Source organism: Streptomyces sp. NBC_00016, from assembly GCF_045040885.1.
GTDB lineage: Bacteria > Actinomycetota > Actinomycetes > Streptomycetales > Streptomycetaceae > Streptomyces > Streptomyces coriariae.
Genome location: NZ_CP108304.1, coordinates 2,413,090 through 2,430,823, shown reverse-complemented (window position 1 = coordinate 2,430,823; position 17,734 = coordinate 2,413,090). Strand labels below are relative to the sequence as shown.

Sequence of the window (17,734 nt, the reverse complement as noted above, 5' to 3'; positions counted from 1 at the left end):
CAACGTCCCTTTGAAATTCGGAGACACGGCGTGGTGAGCCATATAACAACGTGACGCATAGGGAAATTCATGGAGGTGGTGAATGAATGGTCTCTTGTCGTGAGGGGCCTCCCTGGCTTGATGTGATCCCTGCTCCCACGCATCTTGCACCGCCCGCGCTACGGGCATGTTGCGCGCCCCGCGATCAGGGCAGCAGGCCCGCCCTCCGGGCCGCGACCACCGCCTCTCCCCGGGTGCGCGCGCCCAGCCTGCGCATCGCCGACCTCAGATAGCCCTTGACCGTCTCCGGGCGCAGCCCCAGCCGCTCGGCCGCCGCCGCGTTCGTCGCCCCCGCCGCCACCCACGTCAGCACGTCCAGCTCACGCGGGGCCAGGGCGACCGGCTGCCCCGCCGACCGCTCCGCCGGCCTCGACGCCAGCAGCCCGCAGACCTCGAGGAGCTCGGCGCGCAGGGCCGGATCGGCGATCCGCGGGGCCAGGGCGCGCAGGGCCGTGTGCGCCTCGCGCACCTGCTCCCAGCCGGCCCCCGCCCCGGCGCCGGGACCGGTGTCCGCACCGGGCCCCGCGCCCGCGGTGCCCGGTGCGGCCGCCGTCAGCAGGTCCCGCGCCTCGTCCCCGACCACCAGCGCCTGCTCCACATCCCGCGCCGCCTGCACGGCCGCGGTCAGCGTGCGGTCGCCCAGCGGCTGGGCCGTGCGCAGGGCGCCGTACAGCACCCCGCGCACCCGGCGCCGTACGACCACCGGGATCGCCAGCACCGAGCGCAGGCCCTCCTGCGCGACGGCCGCGTCGTACTCGTGACTGATCTGCCGGGAGAGGGAGTAGTCGGTCACCGCGCACGGGCGGGCCAGCGCCACCGCCTTGCCGCCGAGACCGTTTCCGGAGGTCACCGCCAGTCCGCGCAGCGCGAGACCGGCCGCGCCGCTGAACTCGCTGATCCGCATCCGCTGCCGCCCCGGCTCCACCAGACCGCCGAAGGCGACCGGCAGCCCCGTCGCCCGCCGCAGCCGCGCCAGCGCACCGCGAATCTCCACCGTTCCGGCCGCGTCTGCCGCCACGTTCTCGCCCTTTCCGCGCGGCGTGGTGCCGCACACCCCCGTCCGGGGGTAGTGAGACCTGCACCACGGATTACACGATGGCAGAGAGCCGCCCGGCAATGGTCCGGCACCACGGGAGTGAGCCGCAGGGGCCGGGAGCGCCCCGGAGGCGCAGGACCGAGCAAGCCAAGAAAGCACGGAGGACAGATGACGACGGCGACGGAGCGTTTCCGCAGAGCCCGCGACTTCCTGCTGGAACACCGCGAGGACTACACAACCGCTTACGAGCGTTTCGAGTGGCCCCGCCCGGAGCGCTTCAACTGGGCCCTCGACTGGTTCGACGTCATCGCCGACGGCAACGGACGCACCGCCCTGCACATCGTGGAAGAAGACGGTTCCGAAACCCGTCTCAGCTTCGCCGAACTGTCGGAGCGCTCCGACCGGCTCGCGAACTGGCTGCGCGGGCAGGGCGTCGCCGCCGAGGACCGCATCCTCGTCATGCTCGGCAACCAGGCCGAACTCTGGGAGACCGCGCTGGCCGCGATGAAGCTGCGGGCCGTCGTCGTCCCGGCCACTCCGCTGCTCGGCCCCGCCGACCTCACCGACCGCGTGGAACGCGGCCGCATCCGGCACGTCCTCGTCCGCACCGAGGACACCGGCAAGTTCGACGAGGTCCCCGGCGACTACCGGCGTATCGCGGTCGGCGGCGCACCCGAGGGCTGGCAGGGTTTCGAGGACGCCTACTCGGCCCCGGCCGGCTTCACGCCCGACGGCCCCACCCTCGCCGACGACCCGCTGATGCTCTACTTCACCTCCGGTACGACCGCCCGCCCCAAGCTGGTGGAACACACCCACACCTCGTATCCGATCGGGCATCTGTCGACGATGTACTGGATCGGGCTCCGGCCCGGCGACGTGCACCTCAACATCTCCTCGCCCGGCTGGGCCAAGCACGCCTGGTCCAACCTCTTCGCCCCCTGGAACGCCGAAGCAACCGTTTTCATCCACAACTACACCCGCTTCGACCCGGCCCGGCTGATGACCGAGATGGACCGGGCCGGGGTCACGACGTTCTGCGCCCCGCCCACCGTCTGGCGCATGCTCATCCAGGCCGACCTCACCCAACTGGGCACCCCGCCCCGCGAGGCGGTGGCCGCGGGCGAGCCGCTCAATCCCGAGGTCATCGAGCAGGTGCGGCGCACCTGGGGGGTGACCGTCCGGGACGGTTTCGGGCAGACCGAGACGGCCGTGCAGATCGCCAACAGCCCCGGACAGGACCTGAAGACCGGCTCGATGGGCCGGCCGAGCCCCGGCTACCGGGTGGAGCTCCTCGACCCGGTGTCGGGCGCGCCGGGTGCGCAGGAGGGCGAGATCGCGCTGGACCTGGCGGCCCGGCCGGTCGGCCTGATGACCGGTTACCACGGCGACCCCGACCGCACGGCGGAGGTGATGGCCGGCGGCTACTACCGCACCGGCGACATCGGCAGCCGCGACGAGAACGGTTACCTCACCTACGTCGGCCGGTCCGACGACGTCTTCAAGGCCTCCGACTACAAGATCAGCCCCTTCGAGCTGGAGAGCGCGCTGCTGGAGCACGAGGCGGTCGCCGAGGCGGCCGTCGTCCCCGCCCCGGACGAGCTGCGCCTCGCCGTGCCCAAGGCCTACGTCGTGCTCGCCGAGGGCTGGCAGCCCGGCCCCGACACCGCGAAGGTGCTGTTCGAGCACTCCCGCGAGGTCCTCGCCCCGTACAAACGCGTCCGCCGCCTGGAGTTCGCCCCGCTGCCCAAGACGGTGAGCGGCAAGATCCGCCGCATCGAGCTGCGGGAGGCGACCGAGGCGGGCTCGCCGGACGAGTACCGCGAGGAGGACTTCCGGTGAGCGAGGAGTCGTACGCCCGGGGCAAGGCCGTTTCGTACGCGCACGGGACGAGCGCGACCGCGCTGCTCGGGGACACCATCGGCGACAACCTGGACCGGACGGCGGAGCGGTGGCCGGACCGCGAGGCGCTGGTCGACGTGCCGTCCGGGCGGCGCTGGACGTACCGCCGATTCGTCGAGGACGCCGACCGGCTGGCGTACGCGCTGCTCGCGAGCGGGGTCGCCAAGGGCGACCGGGTGGGCATCTGGGCGGTCAACTGCGCGGAGTGGGTGCTCGTCCAGTACGCCACCGCCCGGATCGGCGCGATCATGGTGAACATCAACCCGGCGTACCGCACGCAGGAGGTCGAGTACGTCCTCCGCCAGGCCGGGATCTCCGTGCTGTTCGCCTCGATCGGCCACCGCACGAGCGACTACCGGGCGATGGTCGAGCAGGTACGCGGCAAATGCCCGCAACTGCGAGAGACCGTTTACATCGGGGATCCGAGCTGGGACGCCTTGCTGCGGCGTGGAACACCCGACCTCGACGAGGCCTTCCGCACCCGCGGAAACGAGTTGTCCTGCGACGACCCCGTCAACATCCAGTACACCTCGGGCACTACGGGCTTCCCCAAGGGAGCCACCCTCTCCCACCACAACATTCTCAACAACGGTTACTTCGTGGGCGAGTCGATCGCCTACAGCGAGCAGGACCGGATCTGCATCCCGGTGCCCTTCTACCACTGCTTCGGCATGGTGATGGGAAACCTGGCGGCCACCTCGCACGGCGCCTGCATCGTCGTCCCGGCCCCGTCCTTCGACCCGAAGGCCACGCTGGAGGCGGTCCAGCAGGAGCGCTGCACCTCCCTGTACGGCGTGCCGACCATGTTCATCGCGGAGTTGAACCTGCCCGACTTCGCGACCTACGACCTCTCCTCCCTGCGCACCGGCATCATGGCGGGCTCGCCCTGCCCGGTCGAGGTGATGAAACGGGTGGTCGCCGAGATGAACATGGCGCAGGTGTCGATCTGTTACGGCATGACCGAGACCTCGCCCGTCTCCACCCAGACCCGCCGGGAGGACGACCTGGAGCACCGCACCGGCACCGTGGGCAGAGTCCTGCCGCACATCGAGGTGAAGGTGGTGGACCCGGTGGACGGCGTGACCCGGCCGCGCGGCGTCGCGGGCGAGCTGTGCACCCGCGGCTACAGCGTGATGCTCGGTTACTGGAACGAGCCCGAGAAGACCGCCGAGTCGATCGACGCGGGACGCTGGATGCACACCGGGGACCTGGCGGTGATGCGTGAAGACGGTTACGTCGAGATCGTCGGCCGGATCAAGGACATGATCATCCGGGGCGGGGAGAACATCTACCCGCGCGAGATCGAGGAGTTCCTCTACGGTCACCCGGGGATCCGGGACGTGCAGGTCGTCGGCGTCCCGCACGAGAAGTACGGCGAGGAGGTCCTCGCCTGTGTGATCCCGGCCGACGCGGCGGACCCGCTGTCGCTGGAGGAGTTGCGTGCCTACTGCGAGGGCCGGCTGGCGCACTACAAGATCCCGAGCAGGCTGCGGATCATGGAGGCCTTCCCGATGACCGTCTCGGGGAAGGTACGGAAGATCGAGCTGCGCGAGGGGTACGGCCTTTAGCGCGGTTTCCGTGCTGCGGGCTGCTCGGGCTGCTCGGGCTGCTCGGGCTGCTCGGGCTGTCCGGGTTTCTCACGGCGATGGCCGTCGCCTCAGGCGTCCCCGGCGTCGAGGGCGTCGGCCATCGCGTTGACCGGCTGCGGGGTGCCCGTCAGGTCCAGCACGAAGAGCGGTACGCGCAATTGGTCGGCGCGGGCGCGGGCCTCCTCGGCGTATCCGGCCAGGGAGAAGTAGACGCAGTCCGCGGATTCCGTCATGGCCGTCAGCCACAGGCATTCCACGTCCCGCAGTGAGGCCGGGCGCACGCTGGGGTCCACCTGGGCCACGAGCCCGCGGGCGGCGAGGCCGATGCCGGAGGTGGGCCGCTGATCGGCCCGCCGGATGTCCCCGTGCCCGAGCCAGTTCAGATAGAGCGCGGCGGCCGTGACCGCGTCGCGGGCGGTACGGATGGCGACGGGTCGAAAGGCACGCCGTTGTGCTGCCGGTGCCGGTGCCGGTGCAGGTGGGGGCTGCGGCGGTGTCGGTGCCGACGTCGGCGCGGTTGTTCCGGTCCCTGGCCCTGGCCCTGGCTCGGGCTCCTGCTCGGGCCCTGGCCCTGGCCCTGGCTCCGGCTCCTGCTCGGGCCCTGGCCCCGGCTCCGCTTCGGTCACCGGAGGCTCCGGCTCCTGCTCGGGCCCTGGCCCCGGATCGAGGGCCGGGTCGGTCACCGGGTCGGTCACCGGGATCCTTATCACCGCTCCGCAGGCGCAGCCCAGTTCAGGGTGCGGCCACTGGTGTCGGCGGTGGCAGGCGGGGCAGCGAAGGGCGACCCACTCGTCGTCCCACGCCCGGTGCACGACGGTCGTCGGCGCCGTCCGCCGGTCGAGCACGGGCGTGACGGGAGCACCGCACGCGCACGGGTAGCAGGGCGCGGTGTAGAGGCGCTCGCGCCGACAGGCCGGGCAGCGCACCGGCACGCTCTCGGGCATGGCCCCATCGTCCTCCTCCGGCCCCCGCTTGTCCGTCTCTTGACGACCTTCGCGTCCCCACTTACATTGCTTCCAGATAGTAGAAAATGTTTTCCGCATCACGGAAGTGAGCGGAACGCTGTACACCGATGGAAGGGCTCACCGCGGGGCGCGACGGGAGAGCGAATCCGACAGCTAGAGCAGCTGAAGCAGTCGAAGCAGGAGTAGCCCATGGCTCGTATGACCGCTGCCCGCGCGGCAGTCGAGATCCTCAAGCGCGAGGGCGTCACCAGCGCGTTCGGTGTCCCCGGCGCGGCGATCAACCCCTTCTACGCGGCGCTCGAGGCTTCCGGCGGGATCAACCACACCCTCGCCCGCCATGTCGAGGGTGCCTCGCACATGGCCGAGGGCTACACCCGTACCCACCCGGGCAACATCGGGGTCTGTGTCGGTACCTCCGGCCCGGCCGGCACCGACATGATCACCGGGCTGTACTCCGCCATCGGCGACTCCGTCCCGATCCTGTGCATCACGGGTCAGGCCCCGACCGCCGTGATCCACAAGGAGGACTTCCAGGCCGTCGACATCGCCTCCATCGCCAAGCCGGTGACCAAGATGGCGGTGACCGTCCTGGAGGCGGCCCAGGTGCCGGGCGTCTTCCAGCAGGCCTTCCATCTCATGCGCTCCGGCAGGCCGGGCCCGGTCCTGATCGACCTGCCGGTCGACGTCCAGCAGACGGAGATCGAGTTCGACGTGGACACGTACGAGCCGCTGCCCGTCTACAAGCCGGCCGCGACCCGGGCGCAGATCGCGAAGGCGCTCTCGATGCTGAACGCCGCCGAGCGTCCGCTGATCATCGCGGGCGGCGGTGTCATCACCGCCGATGCAGCCGAACTCCTACAGGAATTCGCCGAGTTGACCGGCACTCCGGTCATCCCGACCCTGATGGGCTGGGGTGCGATCCCCGACGACCACGAGCTGAACGCCGGCATGGTCGGCCTCCAGACCTCGCACCGCTACGGCAACGCGACCTTCCTGGAGTCCGACTTCGTCCTCGGTATCGGCAACCGCTGGGCCAACCGGCACACCGGCCGCATCGACGTCTACACGGCCGGCCGCACCTTCGTCCACGTCGACGTCGAGCCCACCCAGATCGGCAAGATCTTCGCTCCGGACTACGGGATCGCCTCGGACGCGAAAGCGGCTCTGGAGCTCTTCGTCGAGGCGGCGAGGGAGTCCAGGGCGGCGGGCACGCTTCCCGACCGTTCCGCCTGGGCGGCCGCCGCGCAGGAGAGGAAGGCGACGCTCCAGCGCCGTACGCACTTCGACGACATCCCGATCAAACCGCAGCGCGTCTACGAGGAGATGAACAAGGCCTTCGGCCCGGAGACCCGGTACGTCACCACCATCGGCCTCTCACAGATCGCCGGCGCCCAGATGCTGCACGTCTACCGGCCGCGTCACTGGATCAACTGCGGCCAGGCGGGGCCCCTCGGCTGGACGATCCCGGCGGCGCTGGGCGTGGCGAAGGCCGACCCGCAGGCGCAGGTCGTGGCCCTCTCCGGGGACTACGACTTCCAGTTCATGATCGAGGAGCTGGCGGTCGGTGCGCAGCACAAGATCCCTTACGTCCATGTCCTCGTCAACAACTCCTACCTGGGGCTGATCCGGCAGGCGCAGCGGGCGTTCGACATCGACTTCCAGGTCAATCTGGAGTTCGAGAACATCAACTCGCCCGAGCTGGGCGTGTACGGCGTCGACCACGTCAAGGTCGCCGAGGGCCTCGGCTGCAAGGCGATCCGGGTGACGGACCCCGCCGAGTTGGGGGCCGCCTTCGAGCAGGCCAAGAAGCTGGCCGTCGAGTTCCAGGTGCCGGTCGTCGTGGAGGCGATCCTGGAGCGCGTCACCAACATCTCGATGAGCGGCACCAACGACATCGGCAACGTGGTGGAGTTCGAGGAACTCGCCACCGAGCCGGGGCATGCGCCGACGTCGATCAGGACGCTGAAGGCCTGAAGCTGAAGGTCTGAAGGGCTGAGGCTGAAGGTCCGGGGTCGAAGGTTCGAGGTAGAAGGTCCGAGGCTGAAGGTCCGAGGCTGAAGGTCCGAGGCAGCGGCTCGTCGTCGCGAAGGGGCGGCCCATCCGTGGGATGGGCCGCCCCTTTCTTGCGACCGTCCTCCGGGGTTCAGTCCGAGCCGCCCCCGCCCCCACCGCCGCAGCTGTACATCACCCCGCCCGTGCCACCGCCGCGCGGTGCGCGCCGGTGGAACCCCTTGTCCGCCACCTCGGCCCGGGCGATCAGACCCGCCCGCAGGGCGAAGCGCGCTGCCAGGACGCTCAGGGCGGGCTCGCCGTACAGGGCCACCGCCATCAGGACGTCGTCCTCCGACAGCCCTTTCCTGCCCGCCGGCAGGGGGTGTCCGTCCCGCAGGGCGCGCAGAGCCCGTCGAGCGGCGCGGGTCCGGCGCGGCGGAAGGGACCGCAGCATCCCGGCCGCGACCAGCCCGGCCCGCAGTGCGGACAGCGCCTCCCGCACATCCGGCCGGGCCTCTAACTCCGGGAAGCTCGCGGGCCGTTGGAGTGCCGCGTAGACCGTCTCGGGCAGGGCGTCGAGAGCGGGCAGGGCGTCCAGGGCGTCCTGGGCGGGCCGATCGCCTCCCGTGTCCCCGGCCGACGGGGCCCCTGTCGCCCCTGTCGCCCCTGCCGTCCCCGGCGCCCTCGTCGCCCGGATCCTGCCCGGCCGGCCCGCGTCGACCAGCCCCCTCAGCTGAAGGGCGAGCGCGGCCACCGTCACCGCCGCCCGCGGACCGCCCCGCAACAGCGCGACCTCGTAAGGCTCCAGCCGGACCGATGTACCACCGCTCATGTCCTCACCCCCGGAACGGGGCCCGCCGCCCCCGTGTCGGCGGGCCCCGCGTGACCACAATGTGCCCTTGCCCAGGGGTGGTTGAAGCCTCCTGGACCGAGTTCAGAGGTTGATTTGAGGTTGGTCGGCGGGCCGGTCTACTCCTCGTGCTGCCGCCCGTGCTCCTCCGACAGTCCCGGCCAGTCGTCGGGGCCACCGCCCTGCCACTCGATGAGGTCGCTCTCCTCCACCTCGATCCGGTCCAGGTCGGCCAGGCGGAGGATCTCGACGACGTCGTCGAGATGGGAGGCGACCCCGAGAACGGTGTCACCCGAGGTGACCCGCCGGGACCCGTCCAGCGCCGGAGGGTGGACCACGATGTGCGGATACGGCGTCGTGTTGTCCATGTTCATATGCATATTCTTCACCCAGGTCGATGCCCTTCCGCGGGGCAACGCGCAGCGCTCCCCCGTCGGTCCTGCTGACGGGGGAGTGCCGGTGCATGGATGGCCGTCCGACGGCGCGAGGCTGGGCGCGACAGGACGTTCGCGCCGCCGGACGGAGCTTTCGGAGGTGAGGAATGGGGAGCGAGGGGTGGGGGGTGTGGTGTGGTCGAGGTGGGGGCAGGGACCGCGGCGGGTTGCGACGGAGCCGGGAGCGGGCTTCCCTCAGGTCGAGAAGCGGGCCCCGTTCCTTCACCACCGCACTGGCTCGCACACCGCCGCGGTCCTCGCCCTGCCCGCGCCCCTGTCCGGCGACCACCCCTCATCCGGGTCGCGCGGTACGGTCGCGGGCCGCGCATACGGAGTTCTGACCTACCGTCAGAACCCGTACGCGAGCTCGGTGTTCGGTTGCCGTCCGCCGGTGTCGGGCGAGCCGGGCGGCAACAGGTTGCTGTAAAGGTTTCCGGGCGGCGTCGCCGCCTGGGCGCGACAGGACAGATGTCAGCGACGGCGCCGCCCGGAAGTCTCAGACTCGCGCGCCCGAGAGGCGCTCGACGGCCCGCAGCAGGGCCGAGTGGTCGAGTCCGCCGTCGCCCTGCGCGCGCAGGCTCGCGACCAGCTGGGCGACCACCGCGCCGACGGGCAGGGCCGCGCCGACGTTGCGGGCGGCGTCCGTGACGATGCCCATGTCCTTGTGGTGCAGGTCGATCCGGAAGCCCGGCTTGAAATCGCGGGTGAGGAAGTTGTCCTTCTTCCGGGCCAGCACGGTCGAGCCGGCGAGCCCGCCGCCCAGGACGTCCAGCGCCGCCTTCAGGTCCACGCCCGACTTCTCCAGGAAGACCACGGCCTCGGCGCACGCCTGGATGTTCACGGCGACGATCAGCTGGTTGGCGGCCTTCACGGTCTGGCCCGAGCCGTGCGGACCGCACAGCACGATGGTCCTGCCGAGCGCCTCGAAGAGGGGCTCCGCCTCGTCGAAGTCGGCCTGCTCGCCGCCGACCATGATGGACAGCACGGCCTCCACGGCACCGGCCTCGCCCCCGGACACGGGGGCGTCGAGCACCCGGATGCCCTTGTCCTTCGCCGCCCGGGCCAGGTCGATCGAGGTCTGCGGGGTGATCGAGGACATGTCGATCAGAAGCGCCCCGGACCGCGCGTTCTCCAGGATGCCGTCGGGGCCGTAGGCGATGGCCTCGACCTGCGGTGAAGCGGGCACCATGGTGATCACGACGTCGGCGTCGCGCACCGCCTCGGCGATGGACCCCGCGGCGCTGCCGCCCGCGGCGGCCAGCCGGTCCAGCTTGTCCTGCTCCAGGGTGAAGCCGGTGACGTCGTAGCCCGCCTTGAGCAGGTTCTCGGACATGGGCGAGCCCATGATGCCGAGGCCGATCCAGGCGATCTTGGGAAGTGCGGGAAGTGCGTTGCTCATCGGGGGTGCCTCTCGGTACGGGGGATCAGCGGGCCAGCCAGTCGAAGGCCTCGGCGCTCGGACGGTCGCCCGGCTTGTACTCGAGGCCGACCCAGCCGTCGTATCCGGCCTTGCGCAGCCGGTCGAGGAGGTCCTCGAGGGGGAGTGAGCCGGTGCCCGGCGCACCGCGGCCCGGGTTGTCGGCGATCTGCACATGGCCGGTCCGCGACGCGTAGCGCTCGATCACCGACGGCAGGTCCTCGCCGTTCATCGACAGGTGGTACAGGTCCATCAGGAACTTCGCGTTGCCGAGCCCCGTCGCGTCGTTGACCTTGTCGACGATCCCGATCGCGGCCGGCGCGCTGACCAGCGGGTAACGGGGCGACTCGGGCCGGTTCAGCGCCTCGACGAGCAGGATCGCGCCGATCCGGTGCGCGGCCCGGGCCGCGAGGACCAGGTTCTCCAGTGCCAGGGCGTCCTGCTCGGCCGGGTCCACGCCGTCGAGGCGGTTGCCGTACAGCGCGTTGAGCGCGCGGCAGCCCAGGGACTGCGCGAAGCCGGCGGCCACGTCGATGTTGGCGCGGAAACGCTCCGACTCCTCGCCGGGCAGCGACAGGGCGCCGCGGTCGGGGCCCGGGAGCCGTGCGGCGTAGAAGTTGAGGCCCGTGAGCTGTACGCCCGCGTCCTCGATCGCCCTCTTGAGGGCGTCGAGCTCGGACGGCTCGGGGGTGGGGGAGTCGATCCAGGGCCACCACAGCTCGACCGCGGTGAAGCCGGCCGCGGCGGCGGCCGTGGGGCGCTCCAGGAGCGGGAGTTCCGTGAAGAGGATCGACAGGTTGACGTTGAAGCGCTGGTCTTCGAAGCCCATAGGGGTTCCGCGCTCCCTTCCGTGTCGAGTGTTTCCGTATTGCGGAAGTTGTTTTCTGCTTATTGGAAGATTGCCGGTCGGCCGGGCGGCTTGTCAAGGGGACGAGGGGGTGCCGGAGCCCGGCCGATGTGGAATCCCGAGTCCGGGGTGATCGTCCGTCCCGTCCGTTAAGGTCGGGGTCCGGGCGCCGAAGTTCCGGTCCCGTTCAGAGAGGTGTGGGGCGCGATGCGACTGAAAGTGGAGTTCACCACCGAGCCCTTCGACCTCGACGAGGCACCCGCGCACGCGCTGGTCGCCCGTGAGGTGATCGAGGCGGCCGACCTGGACACGGTGGACGTCGGGCCGTTCGGCAACACCGCGGAGGGGGCCGCCGAGGCCGTGCTCGCCGCCGTGGACGCCCTGCTGCGCAGGTCCCTCGGCTCGGGTGCCACCCGCATCTCGCTCCAGGTCAACGTCATCGGGGACGCGGACCGGGACGCGGGCGGCGATGTCGTCGGGGAGGGCGTGTGAGCACCTCCGGTGACGAAGCCTTCATCGCGGCCGTGAAGCCGCTGATCGACGCGATGGGCGGGGAGATGATCCCGCCGGACGAGGCCGGCGCCGACGACGTCGTCCTGGCCTGGGAGGGCGCCGACGCCGTCGCCGTACGCCTGCCCCAGCTCGCCGACTCCCTCGATCACATCCTCGCCGCCATGGAGCGCAGGAAGGGCAGACCGCTCGCCGACCTGGACCGCAAGGCCAAGCAGGAGGTCGTACGGATACTCGAGGCGCGCGGCGCCTTCTCCGTACGGCACGGCGTGGAGACCGTGGCGAGCGCGCTCGGGGTGAGCCGCTTCACGGTCTACAACTATCTCAACCGGGAGAAAGAGGCCTGAGCGGTCTCCTGGGGGTGTCTCCGGGGCCGATCGGGGGCGGATGGTGGGTCGGTGAGGGCCGTGGTGGGCCGGTGGGGGACGGCCGGGTTTCGTTACCCGGAATTTTCAACAAAGTGTTGACGTGATGTCGCGGACAGGCGTTAGCTGGCCGCAGCCCGCTCAAGCACGAAGGCCGTCCCGCGGCCACGGAGGCACCCGTGACTTCGACTTCCCCACCCCCGGGCCTGGCCCGGTTCAACGACCTCGAGGAGTCCGTGGCCCGCGCCGCGCTCCACGAGGCGTGCGCCTCCACGGCGTGGGCCACCCGACTGCTCGCGGCCCGCCCCTACGCCACCGTCGCCGACCTGTACACCGCCGGCGACGCCGCCATGGCCGACCTGACCGCCACGGACCTGGCGGAGGCGATGGCCGGGCACCCGCCGATCGGCCGTCCGAAGCCCGGCGACCCGACCTCGACCCGTGAACAGCGCGGCATGGCCGGGGCCTCCGAGGAGCTCAGGGCCGAGATGCTCGAACTGAACCTGGCCTACCAGGAGAGGTTCGGCCATGTCTTCCTGATCTGCGCCACCGGTCGCACCGGCGAGCAGATGCGCGACGCGGTCAAGGAGCGGATCGGCAACGCGCCGGAGCAGGAACGGGAGATCGTCCGCGTCGAACTGGGCAAGATCAACCGTATCCGCCTCGCCCGACTCGTCGAAGAGGACTGACACACCCCATGAGCACCAGCAGCACCGCATCGGTGTCCACCCACATCCTGGACACCTCCGTCGGCCGACCCGCCGCGGGGGTCGCCGTCCACCTCTTTGCCCGCTCGGGCCGGGGTGCCCGGCACGGGCAGGAGGCGGACTGGCGGGCGCTCGGCGGTTCCGCGACCGACGCGGACGGCCGCTGCAAGGACCTGCCGGCACTGCCGGAGGGGACCACCCATGTACGGCTCGACTTCGCCGTGGAGGCGTATTTCGAGCGATCCGAGAAGAAGCAAGCCGATGCGCAGCAGGACGCCCCCGCGAATCGGGACAGCGGTTCCACAGCAGTGTTCTTCCCGGAGGTGGCGATCACCTTCGCCGTCGTGCCCGGCGAGCACTACCACGTACCGCTGCTGCTCAACCCGTTCGGCTACTCCGTTTACCGAGGGAGCTAGCTAGATGCCCACCTACCTGGGACAGAACCAGTACGGCAAGGCCGAGAACCGAGTCGTCAAGATCACGCGGGACGGCGCCACCCACCACATCAAGGACCTCAACGTCTCCGTGTCGCTCAGCGGCGACATGGACGAGGTCCACTACTCCGGCTCGAACGCCAACGTGCTGCCGACCGACACCACCAAGAACACGGTGTACGCGTTCGCCAAGGAGCACGGCATCGAGTCCGCCGAGCAGTTCGGCATCCACCTCGCCCGCCACTTCGTGACCTCGCAGGAACCGATCAGGACCGCGCGGATCCGCATCGAGGAGTACAGCTGGGAGCGGATCGTGACGCCCGGCGAGGACGAACACTCCTTCGTCCGCCAGGGCCAGGAGACCCGCCTCGCCCAGATCACCTACGACGGCTCCTCCTGGGAGGTCGTCTCCGGGCTCAAGGACCTGACCGTCATGAACTCGACGAACTCCGAGTTCTGGGGCTACGTCAAGGACGAGTACACGACGCTGCCCGAGGCGTACGACCGCATCCTGGCGACCGAGGTGTCCAGCCGCTGGCGCTTCAACTGGTCCGACGACGCCCAGCAGGCGCCGGACTGGGAGGAGTCGTACGCCCAGGTCAAGAAGCACATGCTGCTGGCCTTCGCGCAGACGTACTCCCTCTCCCTGCAGCAGAGCCTGTACGCCATGGGCGCGCGGATCATCGACCACCGCGGCGAGATCGACGAGGTCCGCTTCTCGCTCCCCAACAAGCACCACTTCCTGGTGGACCTGAAGCCGTTCGGGCTGAAGAACGACACCGCCGACGGAGCCGTCTACTACGCCGCCGACCGCCCCTACGGTCTGATCGAGGCCACCGTTGTGCGGGACGGCTGCGAGGCGAGGATCCCGGTGGACCTCACCAACCTCTGAACAACCTCTGAACCGCCCCCTTTTTTTCGGCACCCGTGGCCGGCGAGCCCGCGCCTCACCGGCCACGGCACTCAAACTCCCAGGGTCCTGCCGTGCCCTCTCCACCAGAGTCCACTGAGTGAAAAGGACGACACCATGGCAGCAGACCGGCGCACCGTCATCGAGAACTGTTCGATCGCGACCGTCGACGCTCAGGACACCGAGTACGCAAACGGTCACGTCGTTCTCGTCGGCAACCGGATCGAGTCGCTCGGCGCGGGCCGGGCCCCGGACGGCCTGGAGAACGTCGAGCGCCGCATCGACGCCACCGGGCACCTGGTCACCCCGGGCCTGATCAACACCCACCACCACTTCTACCAGTGGATCACCCGGGGCCTGGCCACCGACCACAACCTCTTCGACTGGCTCGTCGCCCTCTACCCCACCTGGGCGCGTATCGACGAGCAGATGGTCCGCGCGGCCGCCCAGGGCTCCCTGGCGATGATGGCCCGCGGCGGCGTCACCACCGCCATGGACCACCACTACGTCTTCCCGAGGGGCTCCGGCGACCTGTCCGGCGCGATCATCGGCGCCGCCCGCGACATGGGCGTCCGCTTCACCCTCGCCCGCGGTTCCATGGACCGCAGCGAGAAGGACGGCGGGCTGCCCCCGGACTTCGCCGTCGAGACCCTGGAGGGCGCCCTCGCCGCCACCGAGGAGACCGTCCGGCAGCACCACGACGCCTCCTTCGACGCGATGACCCAGGTCGCCGTCGCTCCCTGCTCGCCCTTCTCCGTCTCCACCGAACTGATGCGTCAGGGCGCCGAGTTGGCCCGCCGGCTCGGTGTGCGTCTGCACACCCACGGCTCGGAGACGGTCGAGGAGGAGAAGTTCTGCCACGAGCTGTTCGGCATGGGCCCGACCGACTACTTCGAGTCCACCGGCTGGCTCGGCGAGGACGTGTGGATGGCCCACTGCGTCCACATGAACGACTCCGACATCGACGCCTTCGCCCGGACCGGGACGGGTGTCGCCCACTGCCCGTCGTCCAACGCCCGGCTGGCGGCCGGCATCGCCCGGGTCCCCGACATGCTGAAGGCCGGCGTCCCGGTCGGCCTCGGCGTCGACGGCACGGCCTCCAACGAGTCCGGCGAACTCCACACCGAGCTGCGCAACGCCCTGCTCATCAACCGCCTCGGCGCCCACCGCGAGGCCGCCCTGAACGCCCGTCAGGCGCTGCGCCTCGGCACCCACGGCGGCGCCCGGGTCCTGGGCCGCGCCTCGCAGATCGGCTCGCTGGAGCCGGGCAAGCTGGCCGACCTGGTGCTGTGGAAGCTGGACACCCTCGCCCACGCCTCCATCGCCGACCCGGTGACCGCCCTGGTCTTCGGCGCGGCCGCCCCCGTCACCGCCTCCTTCGTGAACGGCCGTCAGATCGTGCGGGACGGACGCCTGTTGCACGCCGACGAGGACGCCATCGCCCGCTCGACGCGGGAAGAGGCGCAGCGGCTGGCGCGCATCGCCGCACAGGGCTGAACCCGCCCGCCCCGTAAGGGACTCGGTCCCTGCGGGCACCGAACTCCGGTCGAGGGGGACGGCCCTCGACCGGTAGCCGTGGCCGGGGCGCGCGTGGAACGCGCGTGCCCCGGAACGGTTCCCCACCGTCCCCGTTTTCCGAGTACCTCCGGCTTCCAGGTACTTCCGCACCGCCGCACCACCTCCCTGTACTTCCGCACCGCCGCACCACCTCCCTGACACCCGCGTCAGAGCCGACGTGTACCCGACCGGAGGAGAGCCGCCGTGTCCACGCATGCAGTCGACCACCCCGTCGACGAGAAACTCCCCGCACTGAGAATGGCGACGAGCGGCCTCCAGCACGTGGCCGCCATGTACGCGGGAGTCGTCGCCCCGCCCCTGATCGTCGGCGCGGCCGTAGGCCTCACCGGCACCGAACTCACCTTCCTCACCGGCGCCTGCCTGTTCACGGCCGGCCTCGCCACCTTCCTCCAGACCCTCGGCGTCTGGAAGATCGGCGCCCGCCTCCCCTTCGTCAACGGCGTCACCTTCGCCGGGGTCGCGCCCATGACGGCGATCGTGGCCTCCACGGACGACAAGCGGGACGCCCTCCCCGTCATCTTCGGCGCGGTCGTCGTCGCCGGCCTGCTGGGCTTTCTGGCCGCGCCCGTCTTCTGCAAGGCGGTCCGCTTCTTCCCGCCGGTCGTCACCGGGACGGTGATCACCCTGATCGGCGTCTCCCTGCTCCCCGTCGCCTTCGGCTGGGCGCAGGGTCCCGTCCCCGCGGCACCGGACTACGGTTCGACGACGAACCTGGGTCTGGCGGCGGCGACCCTCCTGATCGTGCTGCTCCTGCGCCGCTTCACGCGCGGCTTCGTCAAACAGATCGCCGTACTGCTCGGGCTGCTCGCCGGCACGCTCGTCGCGATCCCCTTCGGCGTCACGGACTTCGGCCCGGTGGCCGACGCGGACGTCATCGGCTTCCCCACCCCCTTCCACTTCGGCGCCCCGCAGTTCCAGCTCGCGGCGATCCTGTCGATGTGCGTGGTGATGGTGGTCTCGATGACCGAATCGACCGCGGACATGCTGGCGTTGGGCGAGATCGTCGAACGCCCGGCGGACGAGCGGACCATCGCGGCCGGCCTGCGCGCCGACACCCTGGGCTCGGCACTCAGCCCCGTCTTCAACGGCTTCATGTGCAGCGCCTTCGCCCAGAACATCGGGCTGGTCGCGATGACGCGGATCCGCAGCCGCTATGTCGTCGCCACCGGCGGCGGCTTCCTCGTCCTGATGGGCCTGTGCCCGATGGCCGCCTCACTCATCGCCGTCGTACCCCGTCCGGTCCTCGGCGGCGCAGGCGTCGTCCTGTTCGGGTCGGTCGCCGCCAGCGGCATCCAGACCCTGGTCCGGGCCGGCCTGGAGAAGGACAACAACGTCCTGATCGTCGCCGTCTCCCTGGCCGTCGGCATCATCCCGATCACCGCCCCGGACTTCTACCACGCCTTCCCGGAGACGGCGAAGATCGTCCTGGACTCGGGCATCTCCACGGGCTGCCTGGCCGCCGTGCTGCTCAACCTGGTCTTCAACCACGTCGGCCAGGGGCGGAACGCGGCGGACGTGACCCACCCGATGGAGGCGGGGGAGGAGATCACCGGGGCGTCCCGGGCCCCGGCCACGCCATGAGGTTCGCGAGCAACTCGGCCTGCTCGACGGCGTCGTCCAGCGCGTGGTGCGTGTGAGGACGCCTCGGCAACAGGTGGGCCGGCATCGTCCGCTTCGCCACCGCCCGCAGCGGCAGCCCCGCCTTGGTGGCGTACAGCGTCTTCATGTCGAGGCAGCCGGAGTGCCCGAAGGGGCTCTCCCCGGTGAAGCGGATCAGGTACCAGTACAGGAACGTCCAGTCGTACGACGCCGGGTAGCCGCACATCACCGGCTGGGCGTCGCCGCTCACCTCGCGCACCCAGCGGGTGAACTGGGCCATTGCCAGGGCGGGTTCGAGACCTTCCTTGACCAGACGATCCCGGTCGAGCCCGCTCACGGCCAGGGCCTCGGGGACGAACTCGTCGCTGATCGGCCGCAGTTCACGGTAGAAGGTCTGCCGGGTGGGGTCGGCCGCGGTGAACCCGTCGGCATCCTGCCGCCCGGCGACCGCCGCGCCCAGGCTCAGCAACGAGTACGGTCCCGGGATCGGACCGTCCGCCTCGACGTCGACGGAGAGACAGAGGCTGGGTTTCACGCGTCGTACGGCCATGGGACCGGAGCAT

17 protein-coding genes are annotated in these 17,734 nt (G+C 70.6%); 10 read left to right on the top strand and 7 right to left on the bottom strand.

Going from position 1 to position 17,734, the window contains the following annotated elements; translation table 11 throughout:
- Positions 1–184: 184 nt before the first annotated feature.
- A complete protein-coding gene (locus tag OG933_RS10725; RefSeq protein ID WP_405626701.1) occupies positions 185–1,057 on the bottom strand; it encodes a LuxR C-terminal-related transcriptional regulator in 873 nt (290 codons plus the stop codon).
- Positions 1,058–1,243: 186 nt separating this feature from the next.
- Between OG933_RS10725 and OG933_RS10720 the strand changes: the two genes are divergently transcribed.
- Complete coding sequence (locus OG933_RS10720; protein WP_405626698.1) at positions 1,244–2,914, top strand: AMP-binding protein; 1,671 nt, start codon at positions 1,244–1,246, stop codon at positions 2,912–2,914.
- Positions 2,911–4,542, top strand: coding sequence for an AMP-binding protein (locus tag OG933_RS10715; protein WP_405626696.1), 1,632 nt, complete (start codon positions 2,911–2,913; stop codon positions 4,540–4,542). Before OG933_RS10720 ends, OG933_RS10715 begins: the two co-directional genes overlap by 4 nt.
- Positions 4,543–4,631: 89 nt before the next feature.
- On the opposite strand, the gene OG933_RS10710 is transcribed toward OG933_RS10715, so the two are convergent.
- Complete coding sequence (locus tag OG933_RS10710) at positions 4,632–5,507, bottom strand: hypothetical protein (RefSeq protein WP_405626694.1); 876 nt, start codon at positions 5,505–5,507, stop codon at positions 4,632–4,634.
- A gap of 210 nt (positions 5,508–5,717) precedes the next feature.
- Here OG933_RS10710 and gcl point away from each other — a divergent pair, with 210 nt between their 5' ends.
- Positions 5,718–7,502, top strand: coding sequence for a glyoxylate carboligase (gcl, locus tag OG933_RS10705; protein WP_405626692.1), 1,785 nt, complete (start codon positions 5,718–5,720; stop codon positions 7,500–7,502).
- 169 nt (positions 7,503–7,671) lie between these two features.
- Here the strand turns inward: gcl and OG933_RS10700 are convergent, their stop codons facing one another.
- The 4 genes from OG933_RS10700 to OG933_RS10685 form a co-directional block, all read right to left on the bottom strand.
- Positions 7,672–8,352 (bottom strand): TIGR04222 domain-containing membrane protein, encoded by a 681-nt coding sequence (locus tag OG933_RS10700; protein WP_405626690.1) that lies wholly within the window; start codon positions 8,350–8,352, stop codon positions 7,672–7,674.
- Positions 8,353–8,489: 137 nt separating this feature from the next.
- Positions 8,490–8,738 carry a hypothetical protein gene (locus OG933_RS10695; protein ID WP_362534524.1) on the bottom strand — a complete coding sequence of 83 codons (249 nt, stop codon included), beginning with the start codon at positions 8,736–8,738 and terminating at the stop codon, positions 8,490–8,492.
- A 562-nt stretch (positions 8,739–9,300) separates the two neighbouring features.
- Positions 9,301–10,203 carry a 2-hydroxy-3-oxopropionate reductase gene (locus OG933_RS10690; protein WP_405626688.1) on the bottom strand — a complete coding sequence of 301 codons (903 nt, stop codon included), beginning with the start codon at positions 10,201–10,203 and terminating at the stop codon, positions 9,301–9,303.
- A gap of 25 nt (positions 10,204–10,228) precedes the next feature.
- Positions 10,229–11,050, bottom strand: a complete 822-nt coding sequence (locus OG933_RS10685) for a TIM barrel protein (RefSeq protein WP_405626686.1) — start codon at positions 11,048–11,050, stop codon at positions 10,229–10,231.
- A 225-nt stretch (positions 11,051–11,275) separates the two neighbouring features.
- Here OG933_RS10685 and OG933_RS10680 point away from each other — a divergent pair, with 225 nt between their 5' ends.
- The 7 genes from OG933_RS10680 to OG933_RS10650 all read left to right on the top strand — a co-directional run bounded on the left by OG933_RS10680 (position 11,276) and on the right by OG933_RS10650 (position 17,153).
- Positions 11,276–11,560 carry a hypothetical protein gene (locus OG933_RS10680; protein WP_362534495.1) on the top strand — a complete coding sequence of 95 codons (285 nt, stop codon included), beginning with the start codon at positions 11,276–11,278 and terminating at the stop codon, positions 11,558–11,560.
- Positions 11,557–11,925, top strand: coding sequence for a helix-turn-helix domain-containing protein (locus OG933_RS10675; RefSeq protein WP_020125443.1), 369 nt, complete (start codon positions 11,557–11,559; stop codon positions 11,923–11,925). Before OG933_RS10680 ends, OG933_RS10675 begins: the two co-directional genes overlap by 4 nt.
- Before the next feature lie 197 nt (positions 11,926–12,122).
- Positions 12,123–12,632, top strand: a complete 510-nt coding sequence (gene uraD, locus OG933_RS10670) for a 2-oxo-4-hydroxy-4-carboxy-5-ureidoimidazoline decarboxylase (RefSeq protein WP_362534492.1) — start codon at positions 12,123–12,125, stop codon at positions 12,630–12,632.
- Between the two features lie 8 nt (positions 12,633–12,640).
- On the top strand, positions 12,641–13,066 hold the full coding sequence (gene uraH / locus OG933_RS10665) for a hydroxyisourate hydrolase (protein WP_362534487.1): 426 nt from the start codon (positions 12,641–12,643) through the stop codon (positions 13,064–13,066).
- Positions 13,067–13,070: 4 nt separating this feature from the next.
- Positions 13,071–13,976, top strand: a complete 906-nt coding sequence (pucL, locus tag OG933_RS10660) for a factor-independent urate hydroxylase (RefSeq protein WP_362534484.1) — start codon at positions 13,071–13,073, stop codon at positions 13,974–13,976.
- A gap of 135 nt (positions 13,977–14,111) precedes the next feature.
- Positions 14,112–15,491: an 8-oxoguanine deaminase gene (locus OG933_RS10655; protein ID WP_405626682.1), complete on the top strand. Its 1,380-nt coding sequence runs from the start codon at positions 14,112–14,114 to the stop codon at positions 15,489–15,491.
- A gap of 318 nt (positions 15,492–15,809) precedes the next feature.
- A complete protein-coding gene (locus OG933_RS10650) occupies positions 15,810–17,153 on the top strand; it encodes a nucleobase:cation symporter-2 family protein (RefSeq protein ID WP_362534521.1) in 1,344 nt (447 codons plus the stop codon).
- Here OG933_RS10650 and OG933_RS10645 read toward each other — a convergent pair.
- Positions 17,119–17,721, bottom strand: coding sequence for a 3'-5' exoribonuclease domain-containing protein (locus OG933_RS10645; protein ID WP_362534480.1), 603 nt, complete (start codon positions 17,719–17,721; stop codon positions 17,119–17,121). The genes OG933_RS10650 and OG933_RS10645 overlap by 35 nt on opposite strands.
- Positions 17,722–17,734: the final 13 nt, after the last annotated feature.